At 63.6% G+C, this 16,408-nt stretch carries 20 protein-coding genes; 8 read left to right on the forward strand and 12 right to left on the reverse strand.

Annotation, left to right across the window (positions count from 1 at the left end; genetic code table 11):
* The first annotated feature begins 220 nt into the window (after nucleotides 1-220).
* Entirely contained in the window at nucleotides 221-1,030 is an 810-nt protein-coding gene (locus C2H86_RS15925; RefSeq protein WP_159408868.1) for a 5-methyltetrahydropteroyltriglutamate--homocysteine methyltransferase, read from the forward strand.
* Here C2H86_RS15925 and C2H86_RS15930 read toward each other — a convergent pair whose 3' ends face one another.
* Nucleotides 1,031-2,209, reverse strand: coding sequence for an acetyl-CoA C-acetyltransferase (locus C2H86_RS15930; protein WP_159408869.1), 1,179 nt, complete (start codon nucleotides 2,207-2,209; stop codon nucleotides 1,031-1,033).
* A 171-nt stretch (nucleotides 2,210-2,380) separates the two neighbouring features.
* Here C2H86_RS15930 and C2H86_RS15935 point away from each other — a divergent pair, with 171 nt between their 5' ends.
* The gene (locus C2H86_RS15935) at nucleotides 2,381-2,650 is read left to right on the forward strand and encodes a PepSY domain-containing protein (RefSeq protein ID WP_159408870.1); all 270 of its coding nucleotides are present in this window, start codon (nucleotides 2,381-2,383) and stop codon (nucleotides 2,648-2,650) included.
* Nucleotides 2,650-3,177 carry a cytochrome b/b6 domain-containing protein gene (locus C2H86_RS15940; RefSeq protein ID WP_159408871.1) on the forward strand — a complete coding sequence of 176 codons (528 nt, stop codon included), beginning with the start codon at nucleotides 2,650-2,652 and terminating at the stop codon, nucleotides 3,175-3,177. Before C2H86_RS15935 ends, C2H86_RS15940 begins: the two co-directional genes overlap by 1 nt.
* An 11-nt stretch (nucleotides 3,178-3,188) precedes the next feature.
* Here C2H86_RS15940 and C2H86_RS15945 read toward each other — a convergent pair whose 3' ends face one another.
* From C2H86_RS15945 to C2H86_RS15960, 4 genes are read right to left on the reverse strand one after another with little or no spacing between them, the layout of a single operon-like run.
* Complete coding sequence (locus C2H86_RS15945; RefSeq protein ID WP_159408872.1) at nucleotides 3,189-4,298, reverse strand: agmatine deiminase family protein; 1,110 nt, start codon at nucleotides 4,296-4,298, stop codon at nucleotides 3,189-3,191.
* A 3-nt stretch (nucleotides 4,299-4,301) separates the two neighbouring features.
* Entirely contained in the window at nucleotides 4,302-5,387 is a 1,086-nt protein-coding gene (locus tag C2H86_RS15950; RefSeq protein WP_159408873.1) for an extracellular solute-binding protein, read from the reverse strand.
* A gap of 2 nt (nucleotides 5,388-5,389) precedes the next feature.
* Nucleotides 5,390-6,286 (reverse strand): N-carbamoylputrescine amidase, encoded by an 897-nt coding sequence (gene aguB / locus C2H86_RS15955; protein WP_159408874.1) that lies wholly within the window; start codon nucleotides 6,284-6,286, stop codon nucleotides 5,390-5,392.
* Entirely contained in the window at nucleotides 6,283-7,323 is a 1,041-nt protein-coding gene (locus C2H86_RS15960; RefSeq protein ID WP_159408875.1) for an agmatine deiminase family protein, read from the reverse strand. The genes aguB and C2H86_RS15960 overlap by 4 nt, the downstream gene beginning before the upstream one ends.
* Before the next feature lie 135 nt (nucleotides 7,324-7,458).
* On the opposite strand from C2H86_RS15960, the gene C2H86_RS15965 reads away from it, so the two are divergent.
* The 3 genes from C2H86_RS15965 (at nucleotide 7,459) to C2H86_RS15975 (ending at nucleotide 10,633) form a co-directional block, all read left to right on the forward strand.
* Nucleotides 7,459-8,316, forward strand: coding sequence for a LysR substrate-binding domain-containing protein (locus C2H86_RS15965; protein WP_159408876.1), 858 nt, complete (start codon nucleotides 7,459-7,461; stop codon nucleotides 8,314-8,316).
* Between the two features lie 130 nt (nucleotides 8,317-8,446).
* A complete protein-coding gene (gene fabV / locus C2H86_RS15970; protein ID WP_205524625.1) occupies nucleotides 8,447-9,646 on the forward strand; it encodes an enoyl-ACP reductase FabV in 1,200 nt (399 codons plus the stop codon).
* Nucleotides 9,647-9,724: 78 nt separating this feature from the next.
* Nucleotides 9,725-10,633, forward strand: coding sequence for an alpha/beta hydrolase family protein (locus tag C2H86_RS15975; RefSeq protein WP_159408878.1), 909 nt, complete (start codon nucleotides 9,725-9,727; stop codon nucleotides 10,631-10,633).
* A gap of 32 nt (nucleotides 10,634-10,665) precedes the next feature.
* On the opposite strand, the gene C2H86_RS15980 is transcribed toward C2H86_RS15975, so the two are convergent.
* From C2H86_RS15980 to C2H86_RS15995, 4 genes are all read right to left on the reverse strand, one after another.
* Nucleotides 10,666-11,007 carry a HopJ type III effector protein gene (locus C2H86_RS15980; protein WP_163985977.1) on the reverse strand — a complete coding sequence of 114 codons (342 nt, stop codon included), beginning with the start codon at nucleotides 11,005-11,007 and terminating at the stop codon, nucleotides 10,666-10,668.
* Nucleotides 11,000-11,296, reverse strand: coding sequence for a DUF1244 domain-containing protein (locus C2H86_RS15985; protein ID WP_159408880.1), 297 nt, complete (start codon nucleotides 11,294-11,296; stop codon nucleotides 11,000-11,002). Before C2H86_RS15985 ends, C2H86_RS15980 begins: the two co-directional genes overlap by 8 nt.
* A 9-nt stretch (nucleotides 11,297-11,305) precedes the next feature.
* Nucleotides 11,306-11,998 carry a dihydromonapterin reductase gene (gene folM / locus C2H86_RS15990; protein WP_159408881.1) on the reverse strand — a complete coding sequence of 231 codons (693 nt, stop codon included), beginning with the start codon at nucleotides 11,996-11,998 and terminating at the stop codon, nucleotides 11,306-11,308.
* A gap of 76 nt (nucleotides 11,999-12,074) precedes the next feature.
* Complete coding sequence (locus C2H86_RS15995; RefSeq protein WP_159408882.1) at nucleotides 12,075-12,635, reverse strand: antibiotic biosynthesis monooxygenase; 561 nt, start codon at nucleotides 12,633-12,635, stop codon at nucleotides 12,075-12,077.
* A 219-nt stretch (nucleotides 12,636-12,854) separates the two neighbouring features.
* Between C2H86_RS15995 and C2H86_RS16000 the strand changes: the two genes are divergently transcribed.
* A complete protein-coding gene (locus C2H86_RS16000; RefSeq protein WP_159412945.1) occupies nucleotides 12,855-13,787 on the forward strand; it encodes a MerR family transcriptional regulator in 933 nt (310 codons plus the stop codon).
* Here C2H86_RS16000 and C2H86_RS16005 read toward each other — a convergent pair.
* Together C2H86_RS16005 and C2H86_RS16010 are read right to left on the reverse strand one after the other, a co-directional pair.
* Nucleotides 13,772-14,392 (reverse strand): hypothetical protein, encoded by a 621-nt coding sequence (locus tag C2H86_RS16005; RefSeq protein WP_159408883.1) that lies wholly within the window; start codon nucleotides 14,390-14,392, stop codon nucleotides 13,772-13,774. The genes C2H86_RS16000 and C2H86_RS16005 overlap by 16 nt on opposite strands.
* Before the next feature lie 60 nt (nucleotides 14,393-14,452).
* A complete protein-coding gene (locus tag C2H86_RS16010; protein ID WP_159408884.1) occupies nucleotides 14,453-14,881 on the reverse strand; it encodes a PAS domain S-box protein in 429 nt (142 codons plus the stop codon).
* 129 nt (nucleotides 14,882-15,010) lie between these two features.
* Here C2H86_RS16010 and C2H86_RS16015 point away from each other — a divergent pair, with 129 nt between their 5' ends.
* Complete coding sequence (locus C2H86_RS16015) at nucleotides 15,011-15,466, forward strand: flavodoxin (RefSeq protein ID WP_159408885.1); 456 nt, start codon at nucleotides 15,011-15,013, stop codon at nucleotides 15,464-15,466.
* Here C2H86_RS16015 and C2H86_RS16020 read toward each other — a convergent pair.
* Nucleotides 15,448-16,344, reverse strand: coding sequence for a LysR family transcriptional regulator (locus tag C2H86_RS16020; protein ID WP_159408886.1), 897 nt, complete (start codon nucleotides 16,342-16,344; stop codon nucleotides 15,448-15,450). The genes C2H86_RS16015 and C2H86_RS16020 overlap by 19 nt on opposite strands.
* Between the last annotated feature and the right edge of the window lie 64 nt (nucleotides 16,345-16,408).

Below are 16,408 nucleotides of genomic sequence, written 5' to 3' on the forward strand. Positions count from 1 at the left end.
TCAGGTTGGCATTGTGCGGCAGGTTATCGGTCGGGCTCATGTCTGATCACGTAGGGCGCTGCTCTGAACAAGACATTCAGGTTCGACGGCATCATGAGCATTTCTTGATTTCATCTCAAATTTAATGAGTTTGTCTCAGGGGCTCGCTGGCCGGAAAATCCCCTCAATCATTTCGGTACTCTTTTTCGGTACTCGTTTTCAGAACTCTGAGGGACAAGACATGGCACTGGCACACAACCTGGGCTTTCCACGCTTTGGCAGTGATCGCGAGCTGCGTGCCCGCCATTGGCAAGTGCAGAAAGACGCCGGCATCGAGCTGCTGCCAGTTGGCGATTTTGCCTGGTGCGACCAGCCGTTTGCCCAATGCTGGGAGCAACTGTTCGACGAAGTGACCGAAGCCAAGGCGTTGGGCCATGTGGCCAAACCGGTGGTGCTCGGCCCTTTGACCTACCTGTGGCAGGCCAGCAAAGGCAACGCCGACCTCGACGAGCTGGAACACCTGCTGCCGCTGTATGACCTGGGCCTGAACCGCCTGGCTGCCCTGGGGGCCGAATGGGTGCAGATCGATGAGCCGATCCTGGCCCAGGAGCTGCCGCAGGATTGGAAAAACGCTTTCGAACGTGTCTACAACATCCTTCAGCGTGCACCGCTGAAGAAGCTGATCGCCACCTACCTCGGTGGCCTGGATGGCAACCTCGGCCTGGCCGTCAGCCTGCCGGTCGATGGCTTGCACGTCGACTTGGTGCAGGCACCCGAGCAGTACCAGACCATCCTCGACCGGCTACCCGCCTACAAGGTGTTGTCGCTCGGCCTGGTCGACGGCCGCGACGCCTCGCCATGCGACCTGGAAAATACCCTGAACCTGCTGCGCGATGCCCACGACCGACTGGGCGATCGGCTGTGGGTGGCCACAGCCTGCCCGTTACTGCACAGCCCGGTGGAGCAGGCGGTGCACAAGTGCCAGGAAGCCGCGCTGCTGGCCAGGGCCATCAACGAAGCGGCTGCCCGCGAGTTGCGCGCTACGGCCTGATCAACGCTCGATGGCCAGCGCGACACCTTGGCCACCACCAATGCACAAGGTGGCCAGCCCCTTCTTGGCATCACGCTTGATCATTTCGTGCAGCAAGGTCACCAGCACGCGGCACCCGGAAGCACCGATCGGATGCCCCAGGGCAATCGCGCCGCCATTGACGTTGACCTTGCTGGCATCCCACTCCAGCGCCTTGCCCACCGCCAGTGCCTGCGCGGCAAAGGCCTCGTTGGCTTCGATCAGGTCAAGGTCAGCCAGCTGCCAGCCCGCCTTGTCCAGGCAACGCTGGGTCGCCGACACCGGGCCGATGCCCATGATCGCCGGGTCCACGCCGGCACTGGCATAACCGGCAATCTTCGCCAGCACCGGCAACCCCAGGGCCTGGGCCTTACTGGCACTCATCAGCAGCACCGCAGCGGCGCCGTCGTTGAGGCTGGAGGCATTGCCAGCGGTGACGCTGCCGTCCTTCTTGAAGGCCGGGCGCAGCTTGGCCAGCGACTCGGCGGTGGTGTCCGGGCGGGGTTGTTCATCACGGTCGAAGACTTTCGGTTCGCCTTTTTTCTGCGGCATCACGATCGGGGTGATCTCGTCCTTGAAGCGGCCCGCTTCGATCGCCGCCACGGCCTTGCGCTGCGACTCGGCGGCAAAGGCGTCCTGCTGTTCACGGCTGAAGCCGTATTTGTCCACCAGGTTCTCGGCGGTGATGCCCATGTGGTAGTCGTTGAAGGCATCCCACAGGCCGTCAGTGATCATGCTGTCGATCAGCTGGCCATGGCCCATGCGCTGGCCGGTGCGTGCCGATGGCATCACGTATGGGGCCAGGCTCATGTTCTCCTGACCACCGGCGATCACTACCTCGGCGTCACCGCAACGGATCGCCTGCGCTGCCAGGTGCAGGGCCTTCAGGCCCGAACCGCAGACCTTGTTCAGGGTCAGTGCCGGCACGCTGTAGGGCAGGCCGGCCTTGATCGCGGCCTGGCGCGCCGGGTTCTGCCCGGCACCGGCGGTGAGCACCTGGCCGAGGATCACTTCATCGACCTGGGCCGGGTCCAGGCGGGTCTGCTCCAGCAGCTGCTTGATGACCGCTGCACCGAGGTCGACGGCCGGCACATTGGCCAGGGCACCCTGGAAGCTGCCGATGGCGGTACGGGTTGCGGCGACGATGACCACGTCGTTCATGTTGTTGTTCTCCGGGCAATGGGCGTAGTGCTGCCAGCATCGGCGGGTTTGGTTGATTTGTTAAGTTTGTTTTTCTTTGTGATTGATGTGAAAAGCCAATCAATGGGGCCGCTGCCGGGTGTGAGCTAAGCTGAATCAGGTTCGCTTCTCACCCGAATGGAGACTCTCGCCATGCGTATTGTTTTCACTCTCGCTCTGTTGCTTGCCAGTGGCTCCACGTTCGCCGCCACCCAATGCACCACGGCCGACAAGAGCACCTGGCAAGACCCGGAAAAGTTCCAGGCCCAGCTCAAGGAGCAGGGTTACAAGATCAGCAAGTTCAAGGTCACCAAAGGCAACTGCTACGAGATCTACGGCTTCAACAAGGACGGCAAGAAAGTCGAGATCTACCATGACCCGGTCACTGGCAAGGCGGTCAAGAGCGAAGTCGAGGGCTACTGATGCCCGCCGCCACGTTGCGGCTCTGGGACCCTCTGCTACGGCTGTGCCACCTGTCGTTCGCCACGGTGTTCTTCGCCAACTACTTCTTCAACGAAGAGGGTGATGGCTGGCACCGCTGGCTGGGTTACTACGCCGTTGGCTGCGTATTGCTGCGCCTGGTGTGGGGCTTCGTCGGGCCGCAGAGTGCGCGCTGGGCCGACTGCTGGCCGACCCGGGCGCGGCTGGTTGCCCACGCGCGCGCCTTGTTGCAAGGCAAGCCATTCCATCGCCTTGGCCATTCACCGATTGGCGCACTGGTGATGGTGCTGATGCTGACCTGCCTCGCGGCCTTGGGCCTGACCGGCTTCCTGATGGAGGAGGTCGATGCGCTTTGGGGCGCGGACTGGCCGTTGGATATCCACAGCTTCATCGCCGATGCCCTGCTGGCGCTGGTCTGCGTGCACCTGTTGGCAGCGGTGGTCGAGAGCGTACGCCTGCGGGAGAACCTGCCGCTGTCGATGCTCACCGGGCGCCGTCGGCGCCCATGAGCAGTGCGCTGCTAGACAGCCGGGCACTGGTGGGTGACGCAATGAATCCCCCCGCCACCGGCCGCAATCGCATCGATATCCAGCTGCACGATATCCCGCCCTGGGTACAACACGGCCAGTAGCGCCCGGGCTTTTTCATCGGCCTGCGCGTCACCGAACTGCGGTGCGATGATCGCGCCGTTGATCACGAAGTAGTTGATGTACCCCGCCGCAAAGTCGTCATTGCCTTGGCTGAACCTGTTACGCCGCCCACGCATGGGCGGCGACACCACATGCACCTGCAAACGCCTGCCCTCGGCATCAGTGGCCTTCTTGAGTATCTCCAGGTGCTTGCGGGTCACCGCGTGATCATAGGAGTCCGGGTCGTTGTCCAGGTTGGCGATCACCACCCCCGGGCGGACGAAGCGGGCATAGAAGTCCACGTGCCCGTCGGTGATGTCTTCGCCGGCGATGCCCGGCAGCCAGATGACCTTGCTCAAACCCAGGCGTGCCTTTAGCTCGGCCTCGACGTCGGCCTTGCTCCAGTCCGGGTTGCGGTTGGCATTGATCCAGCTGCTCTCGGTCATGATGCCGGTGCCGTGGCCGTCCACTTCGATGGCGCCGCCTTCGCCCACCAGTTCGCTGCGCTGGTAACGGGCGCCGGCCAGGGTGGCCACACGCTTGGCCAGCTGCGCGTCGTTCTGGTGGCGTTGCTTGTTGCCCCAGCCGTTGAAGTTGAAATCCACCGCAGCGAGGGCGCCATCATCGTCGACGACGAAGTTGGCGCCGATGTCGCGCATCCAGATGTCGTCCAGGTTGCATTCGACAAAGCGGGTGTTGTGGCTGGCGCAGTGCCGCTCGGCCAGTTCGCGTTCGCCGGGGCGACAGAACACGGTCAAAGGCTGGTAGCGGGCGATGGCCTGGGCGATGCGGCCCAAGGCGGCTTGCACGTCAGCGGTGAAGTCTTCCCAGATGGCCTTCTGGGCACCGAAGGCGATGAACGCGCGCTGTTGCGGCTCGCCCTCGTCGGGCATGAACCAGCGCCCGGGCTCCTCGGCGCGGGCCAGGCCCAGCGGCAGGCCGAGGCCGGCACCGAGGCCTGCGGCCAGTGACAGTTGCAGGAAGGTTCTACGGCTGGGCATGGGTCAGTCCTGTGCAGTCTTGAAGCGGGTCCACACGCGCATGCGTGCTCGCATGTCGGCCTGTGGAATATCCCGGCCTGGGATCAGCCGGGCGTAGGTGGCTTCGTCGAGGTAGATGTCGGGGTTGTCGCGCATGCGCGGGTCCACTGCCTGGCGTGCCTTGGCGCTGGCCGTGGGGTAGCCGGTGAAGTTGCTGATGGCAGCCATGTTCGCCGGGCGCATGACGAAGTTGATGAAACGATAGGCGTATTCCGGGTGCTGGGCATCGGCCGGGATGGCCATGGTGTCCATCCACACCGTGGTGCCTTGGCGCGGTACGCGGTACTGGAAATCGAGGTGCTTGCCGGCACCGTCGGCGGCGCGCTGGGCCTGGATCACGTCGCCGCTGTAGCCCAGCGACAGGCACAGGTTCTCGTTGACCAGCTCGGTCACCGGTTGCGACTGGAACTTGCGGATGTACGGGCGCACCGCCTTGAGCAGCTCGCTGGCGGCCGCCAGGTCTTCACGCTTGGCGCTGCGCGGTTCGCGGCCCAGATAATGGAGCACCACGGCCAGCACTTCGTCAGGCGAGTCGATGATCGAGATACCGCAATCGGCGAACTTGGCCGCCAGCTCCGGTTTGAACAGCAGGTCGAGGTTGTCCAACGGCGCATCGGGCATGCGCTGGCGGACTTTCTCGGCATTCGCGGTCAGGCCGATGGTGCCCCAGGTGTAGGGCACGGTCGCCTGGCTTGCCTTGGGGTATTGCGCATGCAGCTTGCGCAGGCCGGGCTCGATGTCGTCGAGGGCTTCCAGGCGGCTGTGGTCGAGCGGCTGCAGGCTGCCGGCACGCATCAGGCGCTCCGCCACGGTATCGCCGGGGAACACCAGGTCGTAGCCACTGCGCCCGGACATCAATTTGGCTTCGAGTACCTCGCTGCCGTCCATCACGTCGTAGATCACCTGGATACCGGTTTCGGCGGTGAATTGCCTGAGGGTGTCTTCGGCGAAGTAATCGGCCCAGTTGTACAGGCGCAGGGTGGGCTGGTCGGCCTGGGCCTGGAAGGCGCAGAGGGCCAGGGCCAGTGCGGCGATAGTGTGGCGTTTCATGCTCAGGCCCTCAGGTTGTGTGGGTGCTTGCCGTCCAGGGTCAGCAGCGGCGCGTACATTTCCGGGCGGCGGTCGCGGTAGATGCCCCAACTCAGGCGGTCTTCGCGCATGCGTACCAGGTCCAGGTCGTGCAGCCAGATGCCGCTGCTGTCGCGGTCGGCTTCAGCGAGCATCGCGCCCTTGTGGTCGCAGATGAACGACGAGCCGTAGAAGCGCATGCTCAGTGATTCATCGCTATCGGCCACTTCCACACCGACGCGGTTGGCGGCCACCACGGGCACCAGGTTGGCGGCGGCATGACCGCGCATGGCGACCTGCCAATGGTCGCGCGAGTCCAGCTCGGCGCAGCCGGGCTCGGAGCCGATGGCGGTGGGGAACAGCAGCACTTCGGCGCCCATCAGTGCCAGGCAGCGGGCCGTTTCCGGGAACCACTGGTCCCAGCAGATGCCGATGCCGAGGCGGCCAAAGGCGGTGTCCCAGACCTTGAAACCAGTGTCTCCGGGGCTGAAGTACTCCTTCTCCTGGTAGCCGATGGCGTTGGGGATGTGGGTCTTGCGGTACACACCCAGCAGCTGGCCGTCGGCATCGGCCACGGTGAGCGAATTGAAGAAGGCATTGCCGGCGCGCTCGTACCAGCTCAACGGCAGCACCACGCCCAACTCGCCGGCCAGGGCTGCGAAGCGTTGCAGGATCGGGCTGCTCGGGTAGGGCTCGGCCAGCGCCTGGTGCTTGTGGTCCTGCTCGATGCAGAAGTAGGGCGTGGCGAACAGCTCTTGCAGCAAGATCACCTGCGCGCCATCGGCGGCGGCCTGGCGTACCAGTTGCTCGGCGCGGTTCAGGTTGTCGGGCAGGTTCCAGCTGCAAGGCATCTGGGTGGTGGCGATGCGCAGCAGGCTCATGGCTGCACCTCCGGCTGCTGCTGGGTGATGCAATGGATGCCGCCGCCGCCGTGGGCGATGGCATCGATACGCACCGGCACGATTTCGCGGCCCGGGAAGGCGTGGGCGAGTTGCTCGGCGGCGTCCTGGTCGGCAGCGATGCCATAGGCCGGCATGATGATCGCGCCGTTGGCGATGTAGAAGTTGGTGTAGGACGCACAGAACACTTCGGCGTCCTGGTCGACTGCGGCGCTGGCTTCATAGAGGTCGAGCAGTTCGAAATGGCGGCCCTGAGCATCGGTGGCGAGTTCCAGGGCGCGACGGTTTTCGCGGACCACTTCGGCGTAGACCGAGCCGTGATCGTGGGTGGCATCGACCAGCAGCACGCCTGGGCGGGCGAAGGCACACACGCCATCGACGTGGCCGTCGGTCATGTCGCCGGTGACGTACTGCGGGTCGCCGGGCAGCCAGATGGTCTTGCTGATGCCCAGGTAGCGGGCGAAGCAGGTTTCGAACTCAGCCTTGCCGATACCGGGGTTGCGGTTGGGGTTGAGCAGCACCGATTCGGTGGTGATCAGCGTACCTTCACCGTCGACATGAATCGCGCCGCCTTCGTTGCACAGGAAGGTGCTGAAACCGTCCAGGCCCAGCTGGTCGAGGATACGACGGCCGAGGCTGCGGTCCTGGCTGTGTTGCGATTTACCGCCCCAGGCATTGAAGCGCCAGCTCAGCCCGGCCAGGCCATGCTGCGGGTGGCAGACGAAGCTCGGGCCGCTGTCACGGCACCAGCTGTCGTCCACGGCCAGTTCGATCAGTTCGATGTTGGCGCCGCACAGGGCACGGGCGCTTTGCAGGGCGGAAGGGTCGACGACCATCTTCACCGGCTCGAAGCGGGCAATGGCTGCCGCTACACGGGCATAGTCGCGCTGCACATCGGCCAGACTGACGCGCCAACCGCTTTCCCACAGCGCCTGATTGTGTGGCCAGACCATCCAGGTCGCCGCGTGGCGGGCCCATTCGGCAGGCATACGCCAGCCGCTGTCGAGGGACAGGTGCATAGTGAACTCCGATCTATTAAGGATTTTTATCAACGAAGCCCGCCGTCGCGGGTGTTGATGTCCATGCTATGGCTATGAAGAGGTGGCGACAAACGATAGATTTAGCCGATATCTGATTAGCAGGGCTTATCGATCATGCTCAAACACTGGCCACCGCTCAATGCCCTCAGAGGCTTCGAAGCCGCCGCACGGCTTGGCAGCTTCCACAAGGCCGCCGAAGCCCTGAACCTCACCCAGTCGGCAATCAGTCAGCAGATCCGCAGCCTGGAAACCTACTTGGAGCAGCCACTGTTCTACCGCAGCGGTCGCAGTGTCAGCCTGACCGATGCCGGGCATGACCTGCTCAGCACCACCCAGTCCATGCTGCAGCACCTGGCCGTGGGCATCCGCCGCCTGGACCAGTACCGCAAGCCGAATCAACTGGTGGTCAATACCAGCCCGGCCTTCGCCCGGCACTGGTTGCTACCGCGCCTGGCCGATTTCCATCAGCGCTGCCCGCAGGTCGACTTGTGGTTGTTCACCAGCTTCGAGGTGCCGGACATGGCCAGCGAAACCATCGACCTGGCCATTCGCGACGATCTCAGTGCCCAGGCTGAGTGCAGCTTTACCGTGCTGCACCACGACCAGCTGTATCCCGCCTGCCACCCCTCGTTGCTGCAAACGCCTGCGCAGCAGCGCACCACCCTGCATGGCGAGCGCGAAATGGACTGGAGCCATTGGCAACTGGAAGGTGGCGAGGACGTGGGGCAGCAGGGCAAGGGGCTGAACTTCTCCGACCCCGGGCTGCTGCTGGATGCCGCGAGCGAAGGGCTGGGCGTTGCCCTGGTCAGCCAGTTGCTGGCGCAGCGGGCGGTGGGCGAGGGGTACCTGCAGGCGCTTTCTGCGCAGCGGGTGCGCGGGCCGGCCTGGGCCTGCCTGGTGCACCGGGATAGCCAGGATGATCCGCTGGCCCGGCAGTTTCTGGGTTGGCTGCGCGGTGAGTTGCAGGTATGACCGGCGTTTGAATCGCTTCAAACACCCCGTAATATGTGTCGGATAACCTGCGGGGGTAGTCTCACCCTCTGATCAATCGGAATCGCCCATGCGGCGGTTCCCCCGGCATAAACCTGACGAGGTACAGACATTGGCCATCATTCATCCTAAGGTTCGCGGTTTCATCTGCACCACGACTCACCCGAAGGGCTGCGAGCTCAACGTCCGTGACCAGATCGAAGCCACCCGCAAGCTGGGCGTGCGCGAGGATGGCCCGAAGAAGGTCCTGGTCATCGGTGCTTCCAGCGGCTACGGCCTGGCAGCCCGCATCACTGCGGCCTTCGGCTTCAAGGCCGACACCCTGGGCGTGTTCTTCGAAAAGCCAGGTACCGAGACCAAGGCCGGTACCGCCGGCTGGTACAACGCTGCCGCTTTCGACAAGTTCGCCAAGGCCGAGGGCCTGTACAGCAAGTCGATCAATGGTGACGCTTTCTCCGACGAAGCCCGTGCCAAGGTCATCGAGCTGATCAAGAACGAAATGGGTGGCCAGGTCGACCTGGTCATCTACTCGCTGGCGTCCCCTGTGCGCAAGCTGCCACAGACCGGTGAAGTGATCCGTTCCGCGCTGAAGCCGATCGGCCAGCCGTACAAGTCGACCGCCATCGACACCAATAAGGACACCATCATCGAGGCCAGCATCGAGCCGGCCACCGAGCAGGAAATCGCCGACACCGTCACCGTCATGGGCGGCCAGGACTGGGAACTGTGGATTGATGCCCTGAACGCCGCTGGCGTGCTCGCCCCACAGGCCCGCACTGTAGCGTTCAGCTATATCGGCACCGAAATCACCTGGCCGATCTACTGGCACGGCGCCCTGGGCAAGGCCAAGCAGGACCTCGACGACACCGCAGAGCGCCTCGGCAGTAAGGTCGGTGGCGGCGCCAACGTGGCCGTGCTCAAGTCGGTAGTCACTCAGGCCAGCTCTGCTATTCCGGTAATGCCGCTGTACCTGTCGATGGTCTTCAAGATCATGCAGGAGAAGGGTGTTCACGAAGGCACCCAGGACCAGCTGGACCGCATGTTCCGTGACCGCATGTACCGTGCCGACGGTGCCCCGGCAGCGTTGGACGAGAAAGGCCGCCTGCGCCTGGACGACTGGGAGCTGCGCGACGACGTACAGGACGCGTGCAAGGCCATGTGGCCACAAGTGACCACCGAGAACCTGTTCGAGCTGACCGACTACGCCGGTTACAAGAAACAGTTCCTCAACCTGTTCGGCTTCGAGCGCGCTGACGTCAACTACGACGAAGACGTAGCGACCGATGTGAAATTCGACTGCATCGAGCTGTAAGTCGATGTAAAAGGTGGGGGCCGATACAGGCCCCCATTTTTTTTGCTAGTTTTGGCGCACAGCAACAGGAAGTGCGCCATGAGCAGCCTCACCCAACCCGCCACCGCCTTTCGCCAGGCCACGGTCGACGGCTATAGCCTCGGCGGCTTCTGCTGGCGTCACGCCCACCCCGACACCACGCGCCCGCTGGTGATCATCAACGCGGCCACTTCGGTACGCTGCGGCTACTACTCGCGTTTTGCCGACTACCTGTTCGCCCAAGGCTGCGATGTACTGACCTACGACTATCGCGGGATCGGCGAATCACGTCCGCACACGCTGCGTGGCTTTCAGGCATCGTGGAGCGATTGGGGCAGGCTGGATTTCGAAGCCATGCTGGCGCACGCCGCCACGCATTTTCCAGGTCAGCCGGTGGACGTGGTGGGCCACAGTTTCGGGGGATGCGCCGTGGGCCTGGCGCCGTCAGCCGGGCGGGTACGGCGGGTGGTGATGGTCGGTGCGCAGTTCGCCTACTGGCGCGACTATGCCGCCGACCAGCGCTGGCGGCTGTTCGGCAAGTGGCATGTGGTGATGCCGTTGCTGACCCGTGCCTTTGGCTACTTCCCCGGCAAGCGCTTGGGTTGGCTGGAAGATACCCCGGCCGGGGTCGTACATGACTGGACCACGCGCACGCCACGCTATGAACAGCGCCCGAGTGGACGCGGCCTGGCGACACTGCCTTTCTCTCAGGTGCAGGCCGCGACCTTGGCCATCAGCCTGACCGACGATCCGTTTGGCACGGTGGCGGCGACCGAGCGTTTACTGGGGTATCTGCCTGCGGCGCAGCGGCGGCATTTGCGGATTGCGCCTGTGGATATCTCGGTCGATGAGATTGGCCATTTCGCGTTCTTCCATGATCGTTTTCACGAAAGCCTGTGGCCGATTGCGTTGCAGTGGTTGCAGCAGGGCGGGCTGGCAGATCGTGTGCCGGGGACGACGATCAGTTGAAATTCCGGAGCCGCAAAGCGGCCCCGGCAATCTCAAGCCTTGCGCGAAAGCGGCAGCTCGGCGAACTTCACGCCAGCCAGCCCGTGCTTGATCAGCGCACGGATATTGCCATGGTCACTGCCCTCTGGCGTGGCCAGCACGTCACGGTAGTGCTCGCCGAAGGCCAACAGCGCTTCCTGGTCGCTCAGGCCTTCCAGCAGGGCCAGGCCGAGGGTCTTGCACGAGCCTTCGTTCTGCCCGGCGGCATTTTCCACGCCACCGTTGTTGAAGGCCTGAGGCTGGTAGCTGTAGTTGCCGGCGATGAAGGCCAGGGTGTCGGCAAAGGCGTGTTGGCCGCTGGCCAGGCTGGTGCGCAGGGTGTTCAGATCAGTCACGAGGTTTTCCTTGTTCAAACGCCGCTTGCTGCTCGGCGCTGGCTTCTTTCTGGTATTGGGCTTTCCACTCGGCGTAGGGCATGCCGTACACCGCTTCGCGGGCGTCATCCAGGCTGATGTCGACCTGACGCTCGTCGGCGGCGGCCTTGTACCACTTGGACAGGCAGTTGCGGCAGAAGCCGGAGAGGTTCATCAGGTCGATGTTCTGCACGTCGGTGCGTTTCTGCAGGTGTTCGACCAGGCGCCGGAACGCGGCGGCTTCGAGTTCAAGCTGTTGTTGATCAGTCATGGCTGTCTCTCAGATCATGCGGTTCTTCAGGTGGCGGCCACCGTTGATGACCACCTGGCTGCCGGTGCTGTACTGGCTGGCGAGCAGGTATTTCACCGTCTCGATCAGTGGCCCGGCGCCGGGTTCGAATTCCAGCAGGGCCTTTTTCAGGGTCTGCTGGCGGTAGGCCTCGTCACCGCCTTCCTTGAGGATCAGCAGGCCCGGCAGGATACCGTTGACGTGTACATTGGGCGCGTATTTTTCGGCGAACGACAGCACCATGTTCTGCAGCGCGGCCTTGGTCGCGGCGTAGCCGATGTGGCCTTTGCTGCCACGCGAGGAAGTTTCGTCGCAGATGTGGATGATGTCGGCCTTGTCGACTTTGTTCAGCAGCTCGCCGAGGGCCAGGTTGAGGTGGTACGGCGCTTCGACGTGCAGGCGGAACATGGTTTCGAGGTTGTCGAGGTCGTCGTCGAGCCACAGCGAGGCGTTGTGGACGATCGCGCGCAGGCCGTCGTAGTTGCGCTGCAGGTGGTCGATCAACGCTTCACGGTCGGCTTTGACGCAGAGGTCGGCCTGGAACTGCACGATGTTCGGGTGCGCGGACTGCGGTTGCAGGCTGCGGCTGGCACTGACCACCGTATGGCCGGCCTGAGCCAGATCGAGGGCCAGGGCCAGCCCGACGCGCTGGCTGGCGCCGGTGACGAGAATAGGGCTGTTCATGTGCGGGCGGTCAACTTGTCTGTCCTGTCGTTGCCGCCCAGCATACCCGAACTGTTCCCTCTTGTATGACCCCGCCTCAGCGGCTGCGCAGCGCCGCGCTGGCGGCTGGCGCGGCATGCAGCCAGTTGGCAAGCAGGCGGGTGGACAGGGGGATGAAGAGGTAGACCATGAGCGGCGTCAGGGCCAGCGTGCTGAGCAAGACCCGGGGTATCAGCTCGAGCGTCGCGAGCCAATGCCCCAACAGGACGTTGAACAGCAGCGAGACCGGGAAGAAGGCCAGCCAGATGGCCACGGCCTGCTTCCAGCGCGGCGGCTTTTGCACCATGTTGGTGCCAAACCAGTCGTCAATGCCGCTGACGCGCCTCTCTTTGGGGCGTTCGAACAGGCCGTTGCCGCGAGCGAGCCAGGCCCGGCGCGAGGCGGAATGCTCCCAGGCGTGCAGGGTGGGTTCGTCGCTGAAGCGGAAAATGATCTGGAACTCGTCGTTGTCGCGGGGCGGCGCGAGGATGCCCGAGCCGAGGTAACCGGGGAAGTCGGTGGCCAGCTGCTCGCCTTCGTGCAGCCAGGCCAGCAGGTCCTGGTAGCGGCCATGGGCGGCGCGGCGCGATACCATCAAGGTGACGGGTGGGGTAGACATCGTGTATCTCCTGACGACGGGGCTGGCGGGTAGCCGGCCCCTTGGCTGCGTGACCCGGGGTGGTGGGCAACGGCAACAGGCATGCAAGAATCGGGCGCGACGCATAATGCCTGGTGGCATGATGAGTTAACAATTGTTCGCAAACGGTTGCTGGCTTGCGGCCTAAGCTGTCGTAGTAGAATGCCGGTTCAAACTCCGCACACAGGTTACTCAGTGCAGATGAACAAACAGGGACGTAATTCGGATTTTGAGGCAGGCCTGCAACACCAGGACCTGTTCCCGATCCGTGAAGTTTCGCGCCTGACCGGCGTCAACGCCGTGACCCTGCGTGCATGGGAGCGCCGCTACGGGCTGATCCAGCCGACACGCACCGACAGCGGCCACCGGCTGTATTCCCAGGCGGATATCGAACAGGTCCGGAGCATTCTGGGGTGGCTTGAACGAGGCGTTGCGGTCAGCAAGGTCGGGGGTATTCTTGCCCGCGGCCAGGCAGTTGCCCAGGGCGTGATTTCGGCTGATAACAGAACCCACTGGCAGGCCCAGGTGCGCAAGGCTGTTAATCGCTTCGACGCGCCGAGCCTGGACCGGCTGTTCGACCAAGTGTTCGCGGCAATCGCCCTGGACCAGGTGTTCGGCGAAGTGTTCTTGCCCGTCTGGCATGATCTGGCGGCGGGGCATGGGGCATTTGGCCAAGCCAGCGAGTGGTTGTTCCTCGACCAGTTCTTGCGTGGCCGGGTGTTCTCCCGGTTGCAGCTTTCTCGTCAGCCGCACGCCCGTCATGTGCTGCTGGCTCCCCTTCCAGGGCTGTGCCACGAGCTGGAACTGCTCGTGACCGGCTTGCTTCTGGGCGGTGATGACATTGGCGTGAGTCTGCTCATGCCCGGCCAGTCTTTGGAAGAATTGCCGCTGGTGTGTGAGCGCCTGCGGCCGGATGCGCTGGTGCTGTTTGCCAACCATTCGCCGACAGTCGAGTTGAGCAAGCGCCTGAGGCGCCTTGGCGCAGCCCTGGAATGCCCATTGCTATTGGCTGGCGAGGCGGCCGAAAACGCCCAGGACAGCTTTGCGGGTAGCCCGGTTGCGTGCCTGGGTGCGGACGGTGAGGTGATGCGGCGGCGCTTGCGACAGTATCTGGCCGGTCAACTCGATACCTGATCGTGCAGTTCTGGATGGGCCTGGCGATGGGCCTGCAGGATGTACTCACGCAGCCGGTCGATTTCTTCAGCGGGGCTGCGGCTGAGATCGTAGGCGGCCAGGTCCGGGCCGATGCGCCGACGCAGCCTGCCGTGCAGGCCGATCGGGCTGATGCCGTCGGGGGCGAAAAACAGGTCGAAACGTGATGGGGCCTTCGCCTGGTCACGCACCTCGAGCAGCGCACCCTTGAACGAAATGTCCCGGACCAGCAGGCCGCTGGCCTTGCCCTTGGCATCCCGCAGTGCACTAGGCTGCTCCAACGACAGGCGCCAGGGACGCAGCATGGGGCCGTCGTCTTCGTAGATTTCGGGTGAGCCGATCTGCAGGTGCACGGCATGGAACTCGTCTTCCACCAATTGCAGTGGGAAGCTGATCTGCTGGTTGTTGAACTGCGCCTGCAGGGTCACCTGTTCGTTGGCCACCAGGCGGGCGAGCAGGGACTGGATACGGCGGTCGCCATTGACTAGCAGGCTCGACATGGGGTCGGCCAGGTTCAATTGCGGGGAATGCTGCATGTCCTGGATGAAATCCAGTTCGTCCTGAGTCAGGAGCGCGTCTGCTTGCATGATCGAACTCGGTGATGACGATTTCTTCAACGGGAATTGACCGTGCTCAGGGCGCTTGGTTCAGCCGCGTTCGTCGGAATTCCGACGAGCGTGCATTTCGGCCAGTTCGCGCTCAAGTTCGACCTGGCGGCTGACGTTTTTCTGGATACCGATGAAATAAGTGCGTTGATCGGCATCGTGCCTCACCGGGGTGATCGACAATTCGTTCCAGAACGCGCTGCCATCCTTGCGGTAATTACGCAGGATTTCACGGCAGGGGCGGCCTTCGGCCAAGGCTTTGCGAATGCGTGCCCGACCCAGCTGATCGCGATCATCGGCCTGCAGGAAACGGCAATCCTGATAGAGGATTTCGTCTCGACTATAGCCGGTCAGGCGTTCGAAGGCCGCATTCACGTAGATCAGGATGGTGTCGTCGCCTTCCTGTTCGGCGACCACGATCCCGTCGTTGGAGGCGTCGACCATCGATTGCAGCAGCTGCGCGTTGATCATGTCTGGACCATTGGACAATGAAGGGGACTTTGGTAGAGGCGGCGGTAGAAGCGGCGGTAGAGGCGGCCTTTTGCCAGCGCCGAATGCTAGTATCCTACGTTTTCACTCAGTTTCGGAATCCTCTTCCTGATGAAAGTTGCCATTATTTCCGGCTCGGTGTACGGCACCGCCGAAGAAGTCGCCCGCCATGCGGAGTCGTTGCTCAAGGCTGCAGGCTTTGAAGCCTGGCACGCTGCCCGTGCTAGCCAGCAGGATCTCGAGGGTTTTGCCCCTGAAGCGTTGCTCGCGGTGACTTCGACCACCGGTATGGGAGAGTTGCCGGATAACCTGATGCCGCTGTTCAGCAGCATTCGCGATACCCTGCCAGCGGCCTGGCGTGGGCTGCCTGGCGCGGTGATTGCCCTGGGTGACTCCAGCTATGGCGATACCTATTGCGGCGGCGGTGAGCAGATGCGCGAACTGTTTGCCGAGCTGGGGGTGCGCGAAGTGCTGCCGATGCTGAAGCTCGATGCCAGTGAGACCGTGACGCCAGAGGCTGATGCCGAGCCTTGGCTGGCAGAGCTTGCTCAAGCACTGAAAGCCTGAGGCGTTTCCTCCCGCAGTAACTCCAGCCAGGCCTGCGCGGCGCGCGACAGGTAAGCTCCACGCCGCCAGATGAAGGCGATATCCCAGCGTAGATCCGTCGGCGCCTTCAGCGGCAAGCGCACCACCCCGGGGCGCTCCAGCGCTTTTGCCACCACACGGGGCAGCAGCACCACGCCCTGGCCGGCCGCGACCAGCGCCACCAGGAAGTCCGCCTGGCCGCTGCGGCCACCTTCCTTCGGGGTGAAACCTTGCTGCTGGCAAGCCTTGAGCAAGCGGTCGTTGAGCACGAAGCTGCGCTGGTATAGCAGGAACGGTGTATCCGCCAGCTGCTTCAGACTTACTTGGTCCAGCGCGGCCAGCGCATGCCCGGCCGGCAGCAGGGCATCCAGCGGTTCATTGCAGAACGGCTGGTACTCGAACGCCGGGTCGCTCGGGGTGAGGCTTCCGCCCAGCTCCAGCTCGCCATTCCTCACCGCTTGTTCGACGCTACGGCTGCCGCCTTCAAGCAGCTGAATGGCGATGTTCGGATGACGCCTGCGGTATTCGGCGAACAGCCAGGCGAACAAGGTATCGCTGCCCAGCATCGGCAAACCCAGGCGCAACTCGCCGCGCGCCATCTGGCTAAGGTCGTCGAGCTCGCTGAGCAGTGCCTGACGCTCGCGCAGCAGGGCTTCGCCGCGCGCCAGCACGATGCGCCCGGCCGCCGTCAGATGCAGCTGTGAGGCCTGACGCTCGAGTAGTGGCTGGCCCACATCTTGCTCCAGCTGGGCGACCTGCTTGCTCACGGCGGACTGGCTGATATGCAGGGTCTGGGCGGCTTGGGTAAAGCCGCCGCGATGGACCACTTCGATGAAGCTGCGCAGCTGTTTGAATTCCATGGTCAAGATTCCATTGTGGAATGGCTGCAAGTCTAACAATTCGCTTTTGGCCTAGGCAGCCGAA

This window comes from Pseudomonas putida, assembly GCF_009883635.2.
GTDB lineage: Bacteria > Pseudomonadota > Gammaproteobacteria > Pseudomonadales > Pseudomonadaceae > Aquipseudomonas > Aquipseudomonas putida_W.